The sequence below is a fragment of the Pyramidobacter sp. C12-8 genome, assembly GCF_002007215.1.
Taxonomy (GTDB): domain Bacteria; phylum Synergistota; class Synergistia; order Synergistales; family Dethiosulfovibrionaceae; genus Pyramidobacter.
In genome coordinates this window covers 12,767-32,379 of sequence record NZ_MUHX01000001.1, presented here as the reverse complement: position 1 = coordinate 32,379, position 19,613 = coordinate 12,767, and the positions used below count along the sequence as shown (strand labels likewise).

The following is a 19,613-nucleotide window of genomic DNA, read 5'->3' as shown; positions in this document are numbered from 1 at the left end:
CGCGGGGCGGTCGTATGTTGAAAACGTTTTCTGTTTCACGCTGAATTTCGATCGTAAATTTCAATCGCCTGGCTCCGCTACATCGTCGCGAGCTTTTTGTACCACCAGTCTTTGAGCTCGTGAGCTTTTTTCGTCGCGCACAGCCCGCCGCTCATCATGCCGCGAAGCTCACGGGGCAGATACTGTTGTGTGTTGATCAGGGCGTCAAGGACCTCGTCAGGCGGGATGATGCTCTCAATGCCGGCAAGGGCCATGTCGGCCGCGGCGAACGCATTCGCGACGCCGATAGCGTTGCGCTTGATGCACGGCACTTCGACAGGACCGGCGACCGGATCGCACACGAGCCCAAGGACATTTTTCAGCGCGAGAGCATACGCCTCCTGGACCTGCTTTGCCGATCCGCCGGCCAGCTGAACCAGTGCGGCTGCTGCCATAGCGGACGAAACGCCGATCTCGGACTGGCACCCGCCAAGGGCACCGGAAACGGGAGCGCGTTTTGCGATAAGGACGCCGGTCATTGCGCCGGCCAGGAGAGCGTCGATAATCTGGTCGTCGCTCGAACCAAGCTTTTCTGCCGCGGTCATCAAGCAGCCAGGCATGATGCCGCAGGAGCCTGCCGTCGGACAGGCGACGACCTGACGCATGGAACCGTTACTCTCCATGACAGCAAGCGCACGTGCGATTGCTGTACCCACGACGGGGCCGGAAAGATTCTGATGCGCGTCAACGAGATTCTTGAGCCTCGCGCCGTCGTCGCCAGGAGTCAGGCCGCCCAGCAGACGGTTATGACCAGCGAGGCCGTTCTCGACTGCCACCTTCATGGCATTCCAGGCGGTCAGCGTCTTTTTGCGCACCCACTCGCGGCTCACGCCGCTCCGGCGCTCTTCATACGCCTCCGCGGCAGAGGGGGCTGACGTCTTCTCAGCAAGGGCGAGCCAGCTGGCGAAGGTGTCGAACAGAGGAACCGGGTCTTTCAGTTTAAAATCCCACAGGTTGCGCAGAGGGTAAACGCGGATCGACGCGCCGCGAAGGGCGTTTATCTGCGGCTCTGTCAGGGCCGTCTCGGTCAGAACGGTGTGGAATGCTTTACCGTCGTACTCCGTGGCCGTCACGGACTGGACGGAACGGCCGAGGAACGCTTCGACTTCGCTTTGGCTGAAACGGCGGTCCGCAAGGAACAGCGCGCCGTCTTCAAAACCATGGAGCAGGACGGGCCAGCCGTCCACCTCCTGCATCTCGATCTCGCCGCCGCCTATGGACACGCCGGAGATGCGGTAATGGACGCCGTTCCGCACAAGCGCCATGTCGACGGTCATCGAGTTGCGCGTCGATTCGGGGTCGGCATGATCGTGAACCGGAATGCCGCGTTCGGCGGCAATCCTGAGCATCTTCCCAATCAGGCCGGAGTCTTCGAGCTCACCGAGCAGACCAGCAACAACCGCGCCGTCGCTCGCATGGCCTTTGTACGTTGTCGAGAGCGCGCCGTAGAAATACAGATCGATCGCGTCCGGATTGCCTCCGATCAGCAATCGTCCCATACGCCCGATACGCAGGACGCCCGCTGTGGCGGAGCTGGACGAACCGGTCATGACAGGTCCAATGGAATCGAAGAGGCTTGGCAGTCGGTCTGCACCGCCGCGATCACTGTTGATGCACGCGCCGCAAGTGCTGCAATCAGGCATGGATATTCCTCCAAAATGACTTAAACGAAGTGAAAAGCATAACATAAATTTATCTAATAATATATATAAAACAGCGCTGAAAAAGGGCTGCGGCACGAAATATCGCGCGACAGCCCCAGATCATCGCAAGCCTGGCACCCTGCAGACGACCTTCCAGAGTTCAAATCAACTGCGATTCGCGTTGGAAACCTCGGGGTGAAGCTCCGGAAGAGTAGTGCGCTGCGTTGTTATACGAACTCGTACTCTCCGCCAACGCCCTTTTCCTTGGCACGCTCAAGCACGATGCCGCCGACAGCAACGTCCATCGAACCGGTGCCGATCGGCAGGCAGAGAATGCGCTCATGGCTCTCTTCGACCGGGACGACACTCTTCTTGTTGGCGACGACTTCACCGATCGTAGCATACACGTCGCTCTCCTTGAGCTCGCCCTTCTCATAAAGGCCGCTCAGAGCACCGCGGTGCATGCACTGTTCGATGTGGTCGACAATGATTTTGTCGGCGTTCTTGATAAACTTGTCCTCGCACTCCTGGTAGGAGCCCATCGGGAACAGGATCTGGCCGGGCTTGATCCACTCGTCCTTGACGTACTTGTCCTTGGACTGGGTGACGCAGACAATGATGTCTGCATCTTTGCAGACCTCTTCCGGCGTCTTCGCGATGACGATGTTGCCGTCCTTCACAAGGTGCGCGCAGTCGGCCTTATACTTCTCAGACGCAGCGGGGAACACGTCGTACACGACGACCTTGTTCAGCGTAAAGCGCTCGGCGAACGCCATGGTCTGGGTGTGCCCCTGCATGCCGGCGCCGTAAAGCCCCAGCGTAATATTGCGCTTCTTCGTGAGATAGCACGAAGCGACGGCAGACTGGGCGCCGGTGCGCAAGTTCGTGATGTGAGCGCTGTCCATGACGCCGATAAACTGGAGCGTCGGAGCGTCGACCAGCATAAGCAGGGCAGAGACATAGGGCAGGTCCATGAGCGGACGCATGCCGAGGTTGCCGCCAGCCCACTTCAGGCCCGCAATGTCCTCGAAGCCGATGAACGCGGGCATGGCGTTCATGAAGCCCTTGTACGGCGGGTATTCGGCAGTTTCGCCAAGGTCAAGGTTCACCTTGGCGGGGTTAATAACGGTACCTTCGCCCATGCCGTGGTATGTCTTCTCGACGACGTCCACGACGTCTTTCATCGTGATGAGGCTCTTGATCATATCCTGGCTCAGCAGACGGGTTTTCATGTGAAACGTTCCTCCTTATGGGGAAACCTGCGCGACAGCAGGTTCTAAAGGCTTTTGGCAGGGGCCGAAGCGCCACGCTGATCACGGCGGTTGGACAAGAATCCGGCAGCGGCCCGGGAAATCACTCTTTTCAGTCCAGCGGTTTTACACGAACTGGAAGCTGCCACCGATACCCTTCGCGATGGCGCGCTGGTAGATGACGCCGCCGACAGCTACATCCTGAGCGCCGGTGCCAATCGGGATACAAATCGTGCGCTCAGCAGGGCGGTCTTCGACGTATGCGAGTTTCTTTTTGCCAGCAACAAGTTCGCCGATCGTACAGTAGATGTCCTTCTCGGAAAACTTGCCCTCGGACACCACGTGTTTCAAGGCACCGCGGTGTAGGCACTGGCCGATGTGGTCAACGACGATCTTGTCAGCGTTGAGAATGAACTCGTCCGTACACTCCTGCCAGCTGCCCATCGGGAAGAAGACTTGCTTCGGCCTAATCCAACTGTCTTCGACGATCGGTTTCTGGGCCTGGGTGACAGCGACAATAGCATCACAGTCTTCGACCACGTCACGCGGAACAGAGCAGATCTCAATGTTGCCATTCTTCACGTACTGAGCAACATCTTTCTTGAACTTCTCGGCAGCCGGTGTGTAAACATCATACACCTTGATCTTGTTGAGCGTAAAGATTTCAGCAAATGCCATAACCTGCGTACGAGCCTGCATTCCAGCGCCGTACAGACCGAACGTGATGTTCCGCTTCTTCGTGAGGTACTTCATTGCAACGGCAGATTGAGCGCCAGTACGGTAATTCGTAATCATCGCGCTATCCATGACGGACTTGAACTGGAGCGTCACGGGGTCAACGAGGAACATCATCGAAGAAATGTAGGGCAGTCCGAGGGCTTTTCGTTTACCGAGCGCGCCGCCAGCCCACTTGATGCCGGCAACGTTCTCCCAGCCGATGTAGGCCGGCATGGCGTTCATGTAGCCCGCATAGGGCGGGTATGGGCTGGTCTCGCCAAGGTCAAGGTTGACCTTGGTCGGGTTGATGACGTTTCCTTCGCCCATGCCGCGGAAGTTCTTTTCCACGATTTCGACAACATCTTTCATTGTAATCAAGCTCATGGCTTCCTTCTGGCTCAGCAACAACGTTTTCATGCACAGATTCCTCCTTGCGGAAAAGTAAGACCGTCAAACTGAAAACCATATAGACGCAAAATAGAGTAAAACGTTTGAACGTTACGGCAACGCAACGGGACCGCAGGCCTAGCACAACGCCCAGCCAGCGGAAAGACTTTAGACGCAACGCATCTACGACGGCTTGGCTGAGTCAATCTTGTTGCGCTCGTAGAGCAGGCGACACATCGTCTGATCGGCACCCGCTGTGCCTTCCTTGGCCATGCGCCCCACAAGGTGGACAGTCTCATCCGCTGTGTTGCAGACAAAACCATCGCCGCCCTTGACAAAGTGACCGTTCATCGCCATGTAGGAGCTCTCAATCGCGACGCCGGAGGACATGGACAACTTCAGCGCACAACCATGCTTCGCACCGTCACACAAAATGCCAAACACAGAACCTACGACGTTACGTATCGCGCCATCAACTTCTTTCGTGCCACCGCCTAGCAACATCACCATGCCGCCTGCGATACCGACACTCGACGCCAGCGCGCACGCGCAGAACATTGAGAGACGACCAATCAGACTCTTCATCTGTACACAGAGCAGGAAACTCGCTGCAAGAGCGCGCATGATCTCTTCTTCCGATTTGCCAAGACTCTCCCCCATGGAAATTAACGGCATAGAACATGTGATACCGACATTACCACTCGTTGCGCAACTCATCGTCGGATATTCAAGTCCCTGCATGCGAGCATCAGAAGCCGCCGCCGCATAGCTCTTAGCTTTCGTAATTGGGGAAGGCCACGGGATCTCGAGAATTCCGTTGCCGAAATTTTCGCCAACACCCGGCTTATACCCCTGCTCGGCGATAATCTTGTTCATTCCGATGGCCTCGCGGCAGATGCTGATTTCCTCAATCGGGACCTGTTTCGCGAAGTCAATGATCTCGCTGATTTTATAGTCAAGGATCGTGTCATGCGAACGGTCAACAACAGAATCAAAGTTCTTCTCGTACTGTCCTTCAATGAGCTTGCCGTTCAATTCGCGGAAAATGATATTCGTGTGCGTTTTGCCGACAAGCACGTGTCCTTCGCCCTTGTCTGTCGCAACCCATGCTTCAATATAGAGGCCAACGCTGTCAAAATCCCACTGAATCTTGACGTCAACGTTCGGCAGGAAGGCCTTGGCTTTTGCTGCATCGGACGGCGTCACATCCTTGAGTACTTCAAGCCCCGCCGATGAAACGCCGGCGATAGCGCCCAACGATGCGGCGATCTCAATACCACGCATGTCAATACCTGGGATACCGACGGCAACGTTCTTGATGTACGAGTCTTTGTCCATAACAATGCGAACCTTTTTCGGTTCGCCGCCTACAGTATCCTTTGCGGCAGCCGCAGCAAACGCAACAGCTACAGGTCCCGTACAGCCAAGGGCCGGTCTGACTTCCTTGTTGAGAATGGTAAGTAGAATACTTTGACGATTTACCATCGACAAAAATCCCTTTCCTATAAAATGTACAAAATTATTCAATTTGTGCTGCCACTGACACATGAAAGCTTAGGGAATATGTTCCCAGCCTTTTTGTTAGTTTGATATTAGCTCGATATTATTCTGCACAGTGATTAATAATATATTTCACAACGTTTCGATGCCTTGCGTGAGTTTTTGATGTGTGCTACGATTATAATCTACTTACAGAACGAAACAGTGCAAAAAGAGAATAATCAATAACACATTTTAAATGCAAATCTGATGGAGCGTGTTTTTATGATTCGACCGCTGGAGAAAGGTACCTATTACACTGAAATTATTGCCCAGCTGAAAAAAGAGATTGCAAACGGCACGTGGAAACTTGGCGAACGCTTGCCTGGAGAGCTCGCCCTCGCGAAGCAGTTCAATGTGAGCCGCAGTAGCATCCGCGAGGCACTTAAAGCTCTGGCTTACGCTGGCATCGTCGAATCAAAACCCGGGCGAGGCACATTTCTACTCCACGTACTCGATGCTCCTGAAGCGGACGACTTCGACGACAGTGCTTACGCGAAGCTCATTGAAGTCCGCAAGCTTATTGAGGGACAGGCCGCGTACTGGTGCGTACAGCGCGCCACGCCACAACAGATTCAGAAACTTGAAGCTATCCTCCGCGAAGGAGAGGAGGACGGGGACGCCGCACTTAACGTGGCACATATGAAGTTCCACGCCGCGATTGCCAGGCTAGCCGACAATCCGTACCTGACGCGCATGATCGACTCACTGAACGGTGAAATCAAGCGCCAGAAAGAGGTGAATTTCAAGATGTTGCCACGAGAAGACCGCAAGGAGCACTGGAAAGTTCTTGAGGCGATCAAGTCCGGCGATCCATCTCTGGCCCGCCGCGTCATGGTGAAGCACGTCGAGGTCTTCTGGAAAAAGGGGTACAAGCACGCTCCTGCGACAGAAGAGACACAAGAACAATAAACGCACTAATCAACACGTTGTTTTCTAAGAGCGCGCCCTCAATTTGAGAGCGCGCTTATTCTTATGAATCTCGATTTCATCAACAATTCAATTCAGATAAAAAGATGTTAGTCAACGATCGTTGCAAGGATTTCTTCATAGCCCTTCTTGCCACAGATTTGCTCAAGGACCGGAAATGTCGCCTTGCGTCCGACCTCGGAAAAGTGCTCAAGCTGTTCGGGCGTCGGACGGTAAACCTTAATGCCTTTTTCTTCAAGCTTCTTGAGATAGCTTTCAGTCTCAGGCGGGGCAACGGCCCAACGCTCAGCTTCGAAGTCCGCAGCAGCCTTGTCAAGAGTGGCACGATCAGCATCGGACAGTCCGTCGTACAGCTCCTTGTTAATGATGAGCGGCCAACACTCAAAGTGCGTGTTGATGGGAATCTCAGCCTTCATTATGTCCTTGAAGTTCACGTAGTGGTTTTCAGCACCGGCACCGAAGATGCCCTCAACCATGCCAGTCTGAGCCGCAGTAAAGAACTCGGAGAATGGAAGTGGCGTGGCCTGAAAACCAAAGGCGTCAGCAAGCGCTTCCCACTGCTTCGTGCTCGGCACACGAACCTTCAGGTTCTTCTTCTCGGTATCAAGCGGATTGGCGACATCTTTGGTCAGAGCGATACCGCCAAAGTAAATCGGCCAATAGGCAAGGACCTTAACATTCTGTTTCTCGAGAATCTCTTCGCAGAAAGCTGTGAACTTTGCTCCCTTGCTGTAGTTCTTCTTCGCTGTCTCCCAGTCCTTGACAAGGTAAGGTTGAATGAAGGCGGACAGACGTTTGTCGACCTGCCAGCTCATGGAACCACACTGCATCTCGACCGAGCCGAGAGAGACAAGCTCCTGCACTGTCGTGTAGTCGCCGAGAACGCTGTTCGGATAAATCTGGATATCAATGCGGCCGTCGGTGCCCTTCTTCACGTCGTCAACGAACTTATGAACCGCGATATCAATCGCTGAACCTTCGGGACGAATCGTGGCAAGCTTCCACGGCGCGGCAACTGCGGCTGTACCCATGTAGAAAACAGCGAAAGCAGCAAACAGAACGTTCAACTTTTTCATGTAAAACCCTCCTCAACAAAAATAGAATATGTGCGTTACGCACGGTACATTGAAGCCAGTAAAAATATTGGAACTGAACAGCCCGACGTTACGAGGACAAGAAAAACGTGCCTCGCGACAGTTTTATTTTTTTACACGTAACCAAAAACACGCGGGAGGAAAAGGGACAGTGCCGGCCAGTAGGTCGTAGCAAGCATGACCGGCAGGTAGCCTAGCAGGAACAGACAGACGTACGGCAGGATATCAGAAAACTCAACCTTGCCGACGCGCATGCCGAGATACAACAACGAGGCGTAAGGCGGAGTCAGGCAGCCAATGCCGAGGTTAACGCCAAAGATAGCCGCGTAATGCACGGGGTGGATACCAATTGACATCGCCAGCGGCTGGAGCAACGGCGCCACAAGAATGATGCCTGTCGTGTCATTGACAATCATGCCAACAAAGAGCAACAGGGCATTGATGAGGAGAAGTATTAGAAACTTGTTCTGCGTGATGCCGAAAATTGACCCCATGATGGCCTGAGGAACCTGAAGCCTAACATACGTCTGGCTCAACATCATCGAACACATAATCATGACCATGATTGTGCCCGCCGATACAGCAGAGTCCTTCGTGATTTGGAATGTATTCTTTGGTTTCAAACCCTTGTAAATCAAAAAGCCGACAGGGAAGCAGTAAACTGTAGCGACGGCCGCCGCTTCGGTTGGCGTCGTCGCGCCGGAATAGATACCGCCGAGAATAATAAGGGGCATTAGAATGGCCGGCAGAGCCTTCCAGCCTTTACTGATAATTTGGCGACGTTTCTCCTGTTTAGAAAGCGGAGGAAGAAGCTTCATATCAAGTTTGTGACAGATAAGCATGTTGATTGCACAGAAAATGATGATTGTCAGGATTCCGGGGCCTACAGTGGACAGGAAACAGGCAAGGACGTTCGTGTTAGTAACCCAACCGAAGATGATCATTGGCGTTGAGGGTGGGATCAGCGTGCCGAGAATCGACGAAGCTGTAATCAGCGCCGTAGCGCAAGAACGTGGATAACCTCGCTTCACCATCTCGGGAATCAACATGCTACCCGTCGCGGCAAGACCAGTGAATGCGCTGCCGGAAATGGCGCCCATGATGCCGCAAGTAACAATCGCAACGATGCCGAGACCGCCCTTGACGCGACCAACGAAAACATCAACGAAGTCAAGCAGGTATTTTGCTATGCCTGACCCGCTCATTAGCGAGCCTGCATAGATGAACAGCGGCACACACAGCAACGACGGGCTTAAAATCTGCTGGAGCCCCCACATCATCATACCCTTCATCGAGATATCACCAAATGTAACCATGAACAACAACGCTCCGCTAAAACAAAATGCGATCGGCACGCCCAAAGACAGCAGGATCATCAGGATTAAAAGGGAAATAATCGAAAGAGTCACGCCGTCCATTTAGGCCACCTCCTGATGTTTCGGGACAAGGGCGTCCGTAGGCGTCATCCGGTACTGCTGAACGCACTCCTGCATTTCGACGATTGTGTAGAACAGCATAAGAGCAAACGCAATGAATACCGTCACTTCATAGTAGATCATTGGGATAAATAGGATATCCGTCTTCTTACCGACGCGGAGAGCATACTTGAGGTAATCCCAGCCCCACCACGTGAGCCAGCACAGGATAACTGTCGAAGCAATAGAGGCAATGATACGAATAGCGTAAATACTACGTACCCTCTTGCAAAAGATCTCTAGTACTCTCGCAACAAGCTGCCCCTTTTCGGAAGAGGCTTTCACGGCGGCCATCAAGTACAACCATGTCGTTGGAAAGTTGTTAAGCTCTTCGATGCCCATAAGCGGCGAGCGCAGAACATATCTCATAACAACCTGGACAAACATGAGCGCCGTAACCGCGAGCAGAGCGATGACAATAACCGCATCAATGACATGGTCAAGCCCACGAATCCATTTTGCTCGAACAATTGTCATACTTTTCATGTTTCCCCTCCTTATGTCGTGAACGCTCTTCTATTTTTAAGCCCATGAAAGTCGCAACAGGATAGAATAATGGACACAAAACCACTGAGCTGCAAAAATGACGAAACCCAAAATATATGTTTTCCGACGCCCACATGCTTCCTCAAGTACCATGCGCTTGAATTGAAAAACTATTTCAGACTTGAAACAAGTGCAGAACCTACAGAATTAGCCTATGTCAGCATATTGATGATTTCGTCGATAGACTTGTCGGCAATGCCTATAGACTCGAGCGTTGTGCCTTGATGCCAGTAATCGGTACCATGCAGCTGCGAACAGAAGTTAACAATCAAGTCCGCCCTCGGTGACCTCGTTCCTGCCTTGCGCGCGATGCAGGCGATCGGCATGATGACCCCCGGCACGTCTTCTGTAATATAACGGCTACGAACGCTCTGACCAACGAGATCAGAATACGGCGTCTCAGGGCTGTGCACATACTCGAAAATATTCTTGCTGCTATTGTTGCCGTAGTACATCTTCATCAGCTCAAGAAAACCATCAAGCTTAAAACCGCAGGCCGCACCAATTGCGACACGTTCCTTGTCCAGTTCGTGCATTTGCTCGCTGATGAGTGGCGTGATCCCGTCGATGTAGTGACGCCATGTGTCACCGCGCTGCTCAATCGCACCCCAGTTCAGAATCACGGGATACGGATGCATTGTAAAATTGATGTTGGACATGTCGAGTGCAAGGATGTGATCGGCCTTCTTGTACTTGACGTATCCGGCAAATGCAGAGTTCAGGATGTCAAGTATTTCCGGGGCCGCTGAAGCCGGCGACGTAGCGAGGTAGATAGCCGTCTTGCGCTTGTTGATGTTTACCTTGTCAACAGCACAAATGCGGCAGGCGTAGGGCTGAGTCTCTACCGTAGAAATCGAGATTCGAGCCTTGCAGCCCATTTTGCTCATCATCGTCTTGAGACGGTACGCACCGAAGTTGCCCGGCACGATGACGATATGCTGACCGTCCTTGAGGAACGGAATCATCTTTTCAAAGATAGGCCCGTGAGCGAACGAGGGTACGTTCACAACGACAATCGAAGCGCCATCCATAGCTTCTTTGATATCGCGCGTCACAGCGTGAAGGTGTCCTGTGACCTGAATGTCTCCGACGAGGGAAATCGTTTTTTTCTCGTGTAGTGTCGGGAAATCCGGCACATTATCAAGCGGCTCCCACATGACAATCGGATAACCAGCGGCGCTAATCTGAGCGCACCATGCACGTGCCCCGTTGCCGCTGCCAAGCATTGCAAATCTCAACATATCCAATCCTCCTCGCTAAAAATATAGAACAAACTGCCATGCGACTACAAAACGCCGAGAATCACAGGAACATGGCTGCCGTAAGTCATGTTCTTTGAGAAGTCGCGGCCTATAAAAGTTATTTATGCCGTGATATTGTCTGACAGTCAGACAATATCACGGCATACGTTCTTTGTCAAGAAAAGATTTTCATGCATTGTAATTATCTTCAATAAAAAGGCGCACCTCAAAAGTTCTCTTCAATACTAACGCCTAATATTGTTTCTTGGCAAAACAAGCTAATATTACCGCAGCTTATAACATGTCTAAATTGATCTAAAATGGCTTAAAACATGAAAATTACTGAGAACAAAAAAGCGAAAATTAAACTGGCATACAAGAACAATTGATATAAAAGGACCAAGTTAAGACTGAAAAAAAATCAGCTACCCAGAGATGCATCAGACCAAGAAGGGCGCCCCGTGACATTTCGGCATGAAAGCCCATCGTCCGTTGACGCTGAGACGTCAAGAACAAGAGAGGGCGAAGTCCGTACGGACTTCGCCCTCTCTTGTTCTTGACGTTTTCTTAAGACGCAGAAGCCCGAAGCGGTGACAGGCAGCGTTTTCGTTCCTCAGGCCGCTGGAGAGTACGCCAGACATGGCCAGATCGCAATGCCCCAAGTTCATCGAGATCCGGCCATTTTTTATCCGTTCTTTTTTGTGAAAAGTTCACTTCACCGCGGTAACGGCGTAGTCCTGGTCCTCGACGGCTTTTTTCAACACGGCGTCGGGGACGTCCTTGCTCAGCGTGACGACGGCGGTGCCTTTTTCGTGGCTGACTTCGGCGGAGGCGACGCCTTCCACGGCTTCCAGGGCCTTTTTGACGCGGGCTTCGCAGTGTCCGCACATCATGCCTTCAACGTTCAGTGTCTTGGTCATTGGTCCATTCTCCTTTTCCGATTCGATCTGATCCAGCCCCACGGGCCGGATTTTTTTATCCTTTTTCGCGCTGCGCAGGTCGAAGAAGTTCAGCCGGAGCGCGTTGGATACGACGCAGAAGCTCGACAGGCTCATGGCCGCGGCGCCGAACATGGGGCTCATCTTCCAGCCCAGCAGGGAGATCCAGGCGCCGGCCGCCAGCGGGATGCCGACGACGTTGTAGAAGAAAGCCCAGAACAGGTTCTCGTGGATGTTGCGCAGCGTGGCGCGGCTCAGGCGCACGGCGGCGGGAACGTCGCTGAGGCGGCTGTTCATCAGTACGACGTCGGCGGCGTCGATGGCGACGTCGGTGCCGGCGCCGATGGCGATGCCGGTGTCGGCGCGGGTGAGGGCGGGGGCGTCGTTGATGCCGTCGCCGACCATGGCGGTCTTGCCGCGTTTCTGCAGCTCGCGGATCACGGCTTCCTTACCGTCGGGCAGCACGCCCGCCACGACCTGATCGACGCCGGCCTGCGCGCCGATGGCGCGAGCGGTGCGTTCGTTGTCGCCGGTGAGCATGACGACGCGGATGCCCATGTCCTGAAGTTCCTTCACGGCCTGCGGGCTGTCTTCCTTGATGGTATCGGCCACGGCGATGACGCCCATGAACCTTCCGCCGCGCGTGAAAAGCAGCGGTGTCTTGCCCTGTCCCGCCAGCGCTTCGGCCTTGGCATTCATCTCTTCGGGCACGGCGGCGCGGCCGGCGATAAATGCGAGGCTGCCGCCGAGCAGTTCTTCGCCGTTCAACGTGGCGGTCAGGCCGTTGCCGGGCAGGGCGCGGAAGTCGCCCACCTCCGCCGCGGTCAGGCCTTCGTCGCAGCTTTTCCGCATCACGGCGCGGGCCAGCGGGTGCTCGCTCTTGCTTTCCAGCGCGCAGGCCAGCTCGAGCAGTTCCCGTTCGCTCGCGCCCCCGGCGGGCAGAAGGTCGGTCACTTCCGGCTCGCCGCTGGTGATGGTGCCGGTCTTGTCGAGCGCCACGATCTGCACGCGGCCGGCGGCCTCGAGCGAGGCGGCGGTCTTGAAGAGGATCCCGTGGCGCGCGCCCATGCCGTTGCCGACCATGATCGCCACGGGCGTGGCCAGCCCCAGCGCGCAAGGGCAGGAGATGACCAGCACGGAAATGCCGCGGGCCAGAGCGAAACCGAACTCTTCGCCCAGCAGCCACCACACGGCGACGGTCAACAGGGCAACGGCGATCACGGCGGGGACGAAGACGCCCGACACCTTGTCGGCAACTTTGGCAATCGGCGCTTTGGTGGCCGCGGCGTCGCTGACCATGCGGATGATCTGCGACAGCGTGGTGTCCTCGCCGACGCGGGCGGCGCGGCAGCGGAGGTAGCCGGACTGGTTCACCGTGGCGGCGCTGACTTTGTCGCCGGGAGCCTTGTCGACGGGAACGCTTTCGCCGGTGAGCGCCGCTTCGTTGACGGCGGAATGGCCGTCGAGGATCACGCCGTCGACGGGCACGTTCTCGCCGGGATGGACGGCGAACTCGTCGCCGACCTGCACGCGGTCGATCGGCACGACAGTCTCGGCGCCGTCTCGAAGCAGCGTGGCGGTTTGGGGAGCCAGTTTCATCAGCCCTTTGAGGGCGTCGGTGGTGCGTCCCTTGGAGCGGGCCTCGAGCATTTTGCCGACGGTGATCAGCGTCAGGATCATGGCCGCCGACTCGAAATAGAACTCGTGCAGATAGCGCGCCGCCGCGGCCGCGTCGCCCCGCGCCTGCGCGCCGGTCATCAGGAACAAAGCCGCGACGCTGTAGGCGAACGACGCCGCCGAACCGAGCGCCACCAGCGTGTCCATGTTGGGCGCGCCGTGCATCAGCCCCTTGAAGCCGCTGGTGAAAAACTTCTTGTTGACGAGCATGACGACGGCCGCCAGGATCATCTGCGCCAGTCCCGCGGCGACGGGATTGCCGTCGAAGAACTGCGGCAGCGGCCAGCCCCACATCGAATGTCCCATGGAAAGGTACATCAGCGCCCCCAGGAAGCCCAGCGACGCGAAAAGGCGGCGTTTGAGCGCCGGCGTCTCGCGGTCTTTCAGCGCCTCCTCGTCTTCGGCCAGCTTCGCCGCGGCGGAGGGCTTCGCGGCGCCCTTGAGCGAGGCGCCGTAGCCCGCCTCTTCCACGGCTCTGACGATCGCCGCTTCGGACGCCGTTCCCTCCACGCCCATGGAGTTGGTCAGCAGGCTGACGGAAACGGAGCTGACGCCGGGCACCTTCGACACGGCCTTTTCCACGCGGGCGCTGCAGGCCGCGCAGCTCATGCCCGTGACGTTGTATTGCTCCATCGCGAAAACCTCTTTTCCCGCAAAAAAAATCGCCGTCACTTCATCAGCTTCTGCAGCGTCGCCAGCAGCTCGTCGATCGTTTTCTCCCGCCCTGCCCGGATGTCGTCGAGCACGCAGGAACGGATGTGGTTCGCCAACAGCTCGCGGTTGAAGGCGTTCATCGCCGCCGTGACGGCCGAACACTGGATCAGGATCTCCGGACAATAGGCGCTCTTTTCCACCATGCCCTTGATGCCGCGGATCTGTCCCTCGATGCGGCTGAGGCGGTTGATCAGCTTGCGGTACTCTTCGGGCGAGCGCTCCTTGGTACGGCGGACGTTTTCGCAGTTGTTTTCTTTCATGTCTTCAATTCCCTCCTTGTTTCATTTCAGACACACAATATACCCATATAAGGTATTTGTCAAGCGCCCGACGGCAAAACTGTGCGCAGCACGTCATAAGCCCGTCATTTCGCGCTTACGGACGCCCTCAGAGGGATCACGGCGATGGCGTTGAAAGGGCTGCCGTCGAGCAGCAGCGTGGAGGTGGCGAGATAGACGAAGCAGTCGGTCTCGCCGTCGTAAAAGCGCACGACCTTCATCTTGCGGAAGATGGCCGAGCGGGACTTGAACACCTGCGTCTCCTTTTTCTGGCGTGTGTCGGGAACGATGGGCTCGCGCCCGGTCCGCACGATGGAGAGCGAGAACCGCGCCGGATCCTCGGCCAGCCCCAGGGCGCCCGAGACGCCGCCGGACTTGGCGTAGGAGACGTAGCACACGATCGAGGGAAAATCAGGATCGCGGAACGCTTCGACGACGACTTTGTGATTTGGCCCCACCAGTTTGAAAGCCGTGTCCACTTCGCCGACTTCCCAGCGCTCTCTCGGCGCGCTGCTTCCCGGCAGGGCGAAAGTCAGGCACAAAATGACGGCAACGATCAGTTTCTTTTTCATTTTCGACTTCCTCCGATTTGAATGAAACGTGCCGGAGAACTCTTTGCGAAAGAGTTCTCCGGCACTTATTCTACACGACGTTATTTCTTTTCGGGCGCCGGAGCCTTTTTCCAGCTGCCGTCGAGCTGCCCTTTCTCGCGAAGCATTTTCACCGCTTCGCCGGCGCTCTCATAGACGGCGCCCACGCCCTTGGAATCGGCGGCGTAGTCCATGGCGGCTTCTTTGCGGATGCCCAGCGAACCGGCTTCGGCCACGGAATCGATGTTGGCGCCCATGAAGATGAACTGCCAGCCGTACTTTTCCTGCGCGTCGGAGACAAGCTTCTTGACGGCGGCGCGGCTGAACTCGCGGCTGGCGTTTTCCAGCCCGTCGGTCATGATCATAAAGATCACCAACTCCGACTTGGGACAGGTCCCGTTTTTCTTGAAGTCGCCGTCCACCTGCAAAACCGTCCGCCCCACCGCGTCGAGCAGCGCCGTGCTGCCGCGGGCGAAGTACTCCTTCTCGGTGAGCGCCGCCACGTCCTTGATCGGCTTGTCGCTGTAAAGGATCTCGTACTGGTGGTCGAACAGCACCGTGGTAACCACGGCCGAAGCGACTTCCTGGCGCTGCTTGTCGATGAAGCTGTTGTAGCCGCCGATGGTGTCGCCGGTGAGGTGCTGCATCGAGCCGGAACGGTCGAGGATGCAGACGATGTGCACCTTGTCCTTGTCAAGCGGCGGACATTTGTCGCTGTGATCGTGGGACAGTTCGGGCAGCTTCCCGTCGCGCGGCAGGATCTCGTTCGGCCGCTGCTGGACCTGCTGAGGCGCAGGCGGCACGGCGGCAAAGGCGGCCGCGGCCGTCAGGACGGAGCACAGGGAAAGACACAGAGCGCAAAGCTTTTTCATGAATCAATCTCTCCTTTCGGATCGTTTCCTTGATTTTAGATTTACGACGCGGAACGTGAAACTGAACTGATTGTAAAGCCAATCCCGGCAGATCTCATCACCCGTTCGGGTGAACTTCCGCCCACAGAGCTTCGGCGCCGAGCAGCGGCGCGTCCTCGCCGAGGAGCGCCAGCCGTATCTCCGGCCCCGGGCGGTACACGGGCGAGAGCAGCGGCTGCATGTAGTCGCGCAGGTCGTCGAGCAAACCGTCGAGATGCGACAGGCCGCCGCCGACGACGATCGCCTCGGGGTCGAGCAGATGGGTCAGCGTCGTAAAGGCGCAGGCCAGCGCGCGCAGTCCCTCGGCGAAAGGACGAGCCAGCCAGGCGTTCTCGCGCTGTTCCCAGAGGGTTCTCATGTCGCCCCCATAGCCGTATTTCTCGCCGGCGCGTTCCAGAACGTCGGCGGAAAAAAAGCTTTCCACGTGGCCGCGCCCGCCGCAGCCGCAGCCGCGGTCCTCCAGCAGCGGGAAGTGGCCGATCTCGCCGGTGCGGCCGAGCCGGCCGCGCACGAGCCGTCCGCCGACGATCACGGCGCCGCCCACGCCGGTGCCCAGCGCGCAGAAGACGAAGTCTTTCAGCCCCCGCGCCGCGCCGCCGCGCATCTCGCCTAAGGCCGCGCAGTCGCAGTCGTTGGCGAGGGACGTTTCGCGCCCGGTCAGTTCGCCAAGGGCATAGTCCGTCAGCCCGTCCCAGCCGTTCAGGTTCGGGCAGCAGCCGATGCTCCGGCCGTCGAGCACCATGCCCGGCACGCCCATGACCAGCGGCGCGTCGCCGGCTTCCAGTTCCGCCAGCAGCGCCGCCAGCGCCGCACAGACGGCTGACGGCGTGCGCGGCGGCGACGTCGGCACGGTCTTTTTGCGCAGCACGCGCCCGCTTTCGACCAGCCCGGCCGTCAGCGTGTGCCCGCCAAGATCCGCCGCGGCGATCATGGCCGCGCGCTCCCCACTTCGGCCCAGCGCGTCGAGAACTGGGCGATCAGCTCGCCGCCGTCGCTGCGGATCTCGTGACGGAAGTCCAGGCCGTCCTGCTGCGTCGTCACCGTCAGGTCCATGCCGTAGACGGCTTCATGCTTGTAGAGGATGTCGGCCTCGACGAGGCCGCAGCTCATGTAGACCTCGCGCGGCACGGCTTCGGCGGCCCAGCTCAGATAATAGGCGTTGTTGACGTGGCCGTTTGCGTCCAGCTCGCCGAGACGCACGTGCAGCCGCACGGACCGATCGGCGCGCTCCAGCCTTTTCGGCGCCACGAAGACCGGCTCGAACGGCGTCTCCTCGGCCTTTTCCATGAACACCTCCGGCAGGCGGCGGCTCAACCGCACGGGACGCCGCGAGGCCAGATCGACGAAGATCCACATGCTGTCGGCGAGCCCGGTCTGCTTTCCCCGCCCGTCGAGCAGCCGGAAGCGGCGCACCGAATAGAGATCGCGCAACGGCATGTGCCCTGTGTTGATCGCGCCCGCGTCGCCGCTCATCAGCGGCCGGTCGAGGCGGATCGAATACTGGTGCAGCATCCATGCGCAGCCGCAACGCCAGTAGTCGGGCGGCGGATTCATGGCGTCGACGGCGCCGTCCGCCGCGTCCTGAAGCATGTTCAGCAGGTGAAACGGTTTCAGCGCGCGGCAGGGCGTCACCTCCGACTGGGGGACCGCGAATTTTTTCGTGAACATCAGGGCCATGGGCTATCTTCCTCTCTCCGGGCCGATTCTAAATGAACGGCGGCAAACGGACATTGTCCTTTCCGACAATTTTACCACGCCGCGATCCCGGCGCGTCCGCCGCGCCGGTTCCAAAAAACGGAATGCCGAGCAGATCCCGCCGACAGCGCGTCCCCCGATGGTTCGGCCGTCATCGGGGGACGCGCAAAATGTTCCACGTGGAACATCATCGTTCGTTCGTCAAATTCAGTTTCCTGCGTCCTTACGGTCCGCTTGGGGCGAGCCGCGCGTTTCAATCCCGCGTTTCGGCGCCGGCGGGAGCGTAGTCATCGACGCGGCCGGACACGGCGAAGAAGGCCGCCGCGACCAGCGCCGCCCCGACTGCCAGCGACAGCCAGTGATTCAGGCCGAGGGCAATGCAGAGATAGCTTGCCGCCGCCCCCACGCCCGCCAGAAGCGCGTAAGGAAGCTGCGTCTTGACGTGGTCGATGTGATCGGCGCCGCAGAACATGGACGACATGATCGTCGTATCGCTGATGGGACTGCAGTGATCGCCGAAGACGGCGCCGGCGAACACGGCGCCGACGGTGGGCAGCATGTAGGTCGTCACGTCGATGCCGGCTGCGGCCGAAACTTTGGCCAGCAGCGGCACGACGATAGGCATCAGGATTCCCATCGTGCCGTAGGACGTGCCTGTGCAGAAGGAGATGACCATGCCCGTCAGGAAGGTCAGCAGCGGGATCCAGCCGGGGGCGAGAAAGTCCTTCGTGACCGAGACGAGATACGCCGCCGTGCCGACGGATTTGATCGAAGCGCTGATGCCCCAGGCGTAGATGAGGATCATCGAACCGACGAAGACCGCCTGGCCGCCCTTGAGAAAGCCGCGGAACAGGCGGCTCAGGCTGGCCGCGCGCTGAAGACGGAACAGCGCCAGCGTCATCACCGCCGCGGCGTAAGAACCGTAGATCAGCGCCAGCGAGCTGTCGGAGTTGGCCATGGCTTCGCTCAGCCCCGCTTTTGGAAAACCTCCCGTGACCAGCAGCATGCCGACGATGAAAACCACGAGAAACACGACCGGCAGCACGAAGTTGACGACGCGGTCGGGCGCGTTTTCGGCCGGCTCGAGGTCGGGATCTCCGGCCGCACTCGTCAACGGCATGGCGCCGTCGCGAAGGACTTTGCCGGTGCTGCGGGCGCGGCGCTCGGCGGCCAGCATCGGCCCAAAATCGCGGCGGCTCAGAACCACCAGCGTCACCAGCAGAAGAGCGATCAGATTGTAGAACACGAACGGGATGGACCGAAGATACGTGTTGTAAGCGCTGCCCTGAATGCCGAGCTCGCCGTACTGTTTGCCGATCTGGCCGACCATATAGGCCACCCAGGACGAGACGCCGGCGATGGCCGCCACCGGAGCGGCCGTGCTGTCCACGAGATAGGACAGTTTTTCCTTCGACACCCGGTAGCTGTCGGAAATGGGACGCATCGTCGTGCCGACCACGGCGGCGGTCACGTAGTCCTCAAAAAAAATCACGATCCCGGCCAGCTCGGTGAACAGCATGGCGCTGCGGCTGCTCCTGACCTTGCGCGACAGGGCGTTGACGGCGGCGCGCACCCCGCCGCCCGCCTGCATGACGCCGACCATGCCGCTCATGACGATGCACGTCATGAAGATGCGGGCGCCCCACGGATCACCGAGCGAGTTCCAGATGTTCTCGATGGCCGCGCCAAAACCGTAAATCGGATTCCAGCCGTTGACCATGGTGCCGGCGATCCAGCTGCCGACGAACAGCGAGGGAATGACCTCGTGCGTGGTCAGGCAGAGCACGATGGCGACCACAGGCGGCAGCAGCGACAGAACCCCGAAGTAAGGCGAGGCCGCTTCGTCCGCGGCGGCACACGCCGTTCCGCAAAGCGCCGCCACGAGAGCGGCCGCGACGAAAAGCACCAGAGAAATTCGACGGTGAGACATCACAAAGACCTCCTCGAAA

At 57.6% G+C, this 19,613-nt stretch carries 16 protein-coding genes; 1 reads left to right on the top strand and 15 read right to left on the bottom strand.

The window, feature by feature from the left end; genetic code table 11:
- Nucleotides 1-77 precede the first annotated feature (77 nt).
- The 4 genes from sdaAA to B0D78_RS00125 form a co-directional block, all read right to left on the bottom strand.
- Entirely contained in the window at nt 78-1,538 is a 1,461-nt protein-coding gene (sdaAA, locus tag B0D78_RS00140; protein WP_240496066.1) for an L-serine ammonia-lyase, iron-sulfur-dependent, subunit alpha, read from the bottom strand.
- Between the two features lie 371 nt (nt 1,539-1,909).
- Complete coding sequence (locus tag B0D78_RS00135; protein ID WP_078014965.1) at nt 1,910-2,914, bottom strand: ornithine cyclodeaminase family protein; 1,005 nt, start codon at nt 2,912-2,914, stop codon at nt 1,910-1,912.
- A 144-nt stretch (nt 2,915-3,058) separates the two neighbouring features.
- The gene (locus B0D78_RS00130) at nt 3,059-4,066 is read right to left on the bottom strand and encodes an ornithine cyclodeaminase family protein (RefSeq protein WP_009165129.1); all 1,008 of its coding nucleotides are present in this window, start codon (nt 4,064-4,066) and stop codon (nt 3,059-3,061) included.
- Nucleotides 4,067-4,219: 153 nt separating this feature from the next.
- On the bottom strand, nt 4,220-5,584 hold the full coding sequence (locus B0D78_RS00125) for an L-serine ammonia-lyase, iron-sulfur-dependent, subunit alpha (protein ID WP_078014964.1): 1,365 nt from the start codon (nt 5,582-5,584) through the stop codon (nt 4,220-4,222).
- A 216-nt stretch (nt 5,585-5,800) separates the two neighbouring features.
- Between B0D78_RS00125 and B0D78_RS00120 the strand changes: the two genes are divergently transcribed.
- Entirely contained in the window at nt 5,801-6,487 is a 687-nt protein-coding gene (locus tag B0D78_RS00120; protein WP_158606221.1) for a FadR/GntR family transcriptional regulator, read from the top strand.
- Nucleotides 6,488-6,594: 107 nt separating this feature from the next.
- Here the strand turns inward: B0D78_RS00120 and dctP are convergent, their stop codons facing one another.
- The 11 genes from dctP to B0D78_RS00065 form a co-directional block, all read right to left on the bottom strand.
- Nucleotides 6,595-7,581, bottom strand: a complete 987-nt coding sequence (dctP, locus tag B0D78_RS00115; protein ID WP_078014962.1) for a TRAP transporter substrate-binding protein DctP — start codon at nt 7,579-7,581, stop codon at nt 6,595-6,597.
- A 131-nt stretch (nt 7,582-7,712) separates the two neighbouring features.
- The gene (locus tag B0D78_RS00110; RefSeq protein ID WP_078014961.1) at nt 7,713-9,017 is read right to left on the bottom strand and encodes a TRAP transporter large permease; all 1,305 of its coding nucleotides are present in this window, start codon (nt 9,015-9,017) and stop codon (nt 7,713-7,715) included.
- Nucleotides 9,018-9,560 (bottom strand): TRAP transporter small permease, encoded by a 543-nt coding sequence (locus B0D78_RS00105; RefSeq protein ID WP_120371731.1) that lies wholly within the window; start codon nt 9,558-9,560, stop codon nt 9,018-9,020.
- A 212-nt stretch (nt 9,561-9,772) separates the two neighbouring features.
- The gene (locus tag B0D78_RS00100) at nt 9,773-10,861 is read right to left on the bottom strand and encodes an NAD/NADP octopine/nopaline dehydrogenase family protein (protein WP_078014960.1); all 1,089 of its coding nucleotides are present in this window, start codon (nt 10,859-10,861) and stop codon (nt 9,773-9,775) included.
- Between the two features lie 710 nt (nt 10,862-11,571).
- Nucleotides 11,572-14,109 carry a heavy metal translocating P-type ATPase gene (locus B0D78_RS00095; protein ID WP_078015061.1) on the bottom strand — a complete coding sequence of 846 codons (2,538 nt, stop codon included), beginning with the start codon at nt 14,107-14,109 and terminating at the stop codon, nt 11,572-11,574.
- A 35-nt stretch (nt 14,110-14,144) separates the two neighbouring features.
- Entirely contained in the window at nt 14,145-14,450 is a 306-nt protein-coding gene (locus tag B0D78_RS00090) for a metal-sensing transcriptional repressor (protein ID WP_120371733.1), read from the bottom strand.
- Between the two features lie 104 nt (nt 14,451-14,554).
- Complete coding sequence (locus B0D78_RS00085; protein WP_078014958.1) at nt 14,555-15,040, bottom strand: CreA family protein; 486 nt, start codon at nt 15,038-15,040, stop codon at nt 14,555-14,557.
- A gap of 80 nt (nt 15,041-15,120) precedes the next feature.
- Nucleotides 15,121-15,930 carry a vWA domain-containing protein gene (locus B0D78_RS00080; RefSeq protein WP_078014957.1) on the bottom strand — a complete coding sequence of 270 codons (810 nt, stop codon included), beginning with the start codon at nt 15,928-15,930 and terminating at the stop codon, nt 15,121-15,123.
- Nucleotides 15,931-16,027: 97 nt separating this feature from the next.
- Nucleotides 16,028-16,900, bottom strand: coding sequence for an ROK family protein (locus tag B0D78_RS00075; RefSeq protein ID WP_078014956.1), 873 nt, complete (start codon nt 16,898-16,900; stop codon nt 16,028-16,030).
- Entirely contained in the window at nt 16,897-17,646 is a 750-nt protein-coding gene (locus B0D78_RS00070) for an acyl-[acyl-carrier-protein] thioesterase (protein ID WP_078014955.1), read from the bottom strand. Before B0D78_RS00070 ends, B0D78_RS00075 begins: the two co-directional genes overlap by 4 nt.
- 271 nt (nt 17,647-17,917) lie before the next feature.
- Nucleotides 17,918-19,594, bottom strand: coding sequence for a Na+/H+ antiporter NhaC family protein (locus B0D78_RS00065; protein ID WP_240496065.1), 1,677 nt, complete (start codon nt 19,592-19,594; stop codon nt 17,918-17,920).
- Nucleotides 19,595-19,613 lie beyond the last annotated feature (19 nt).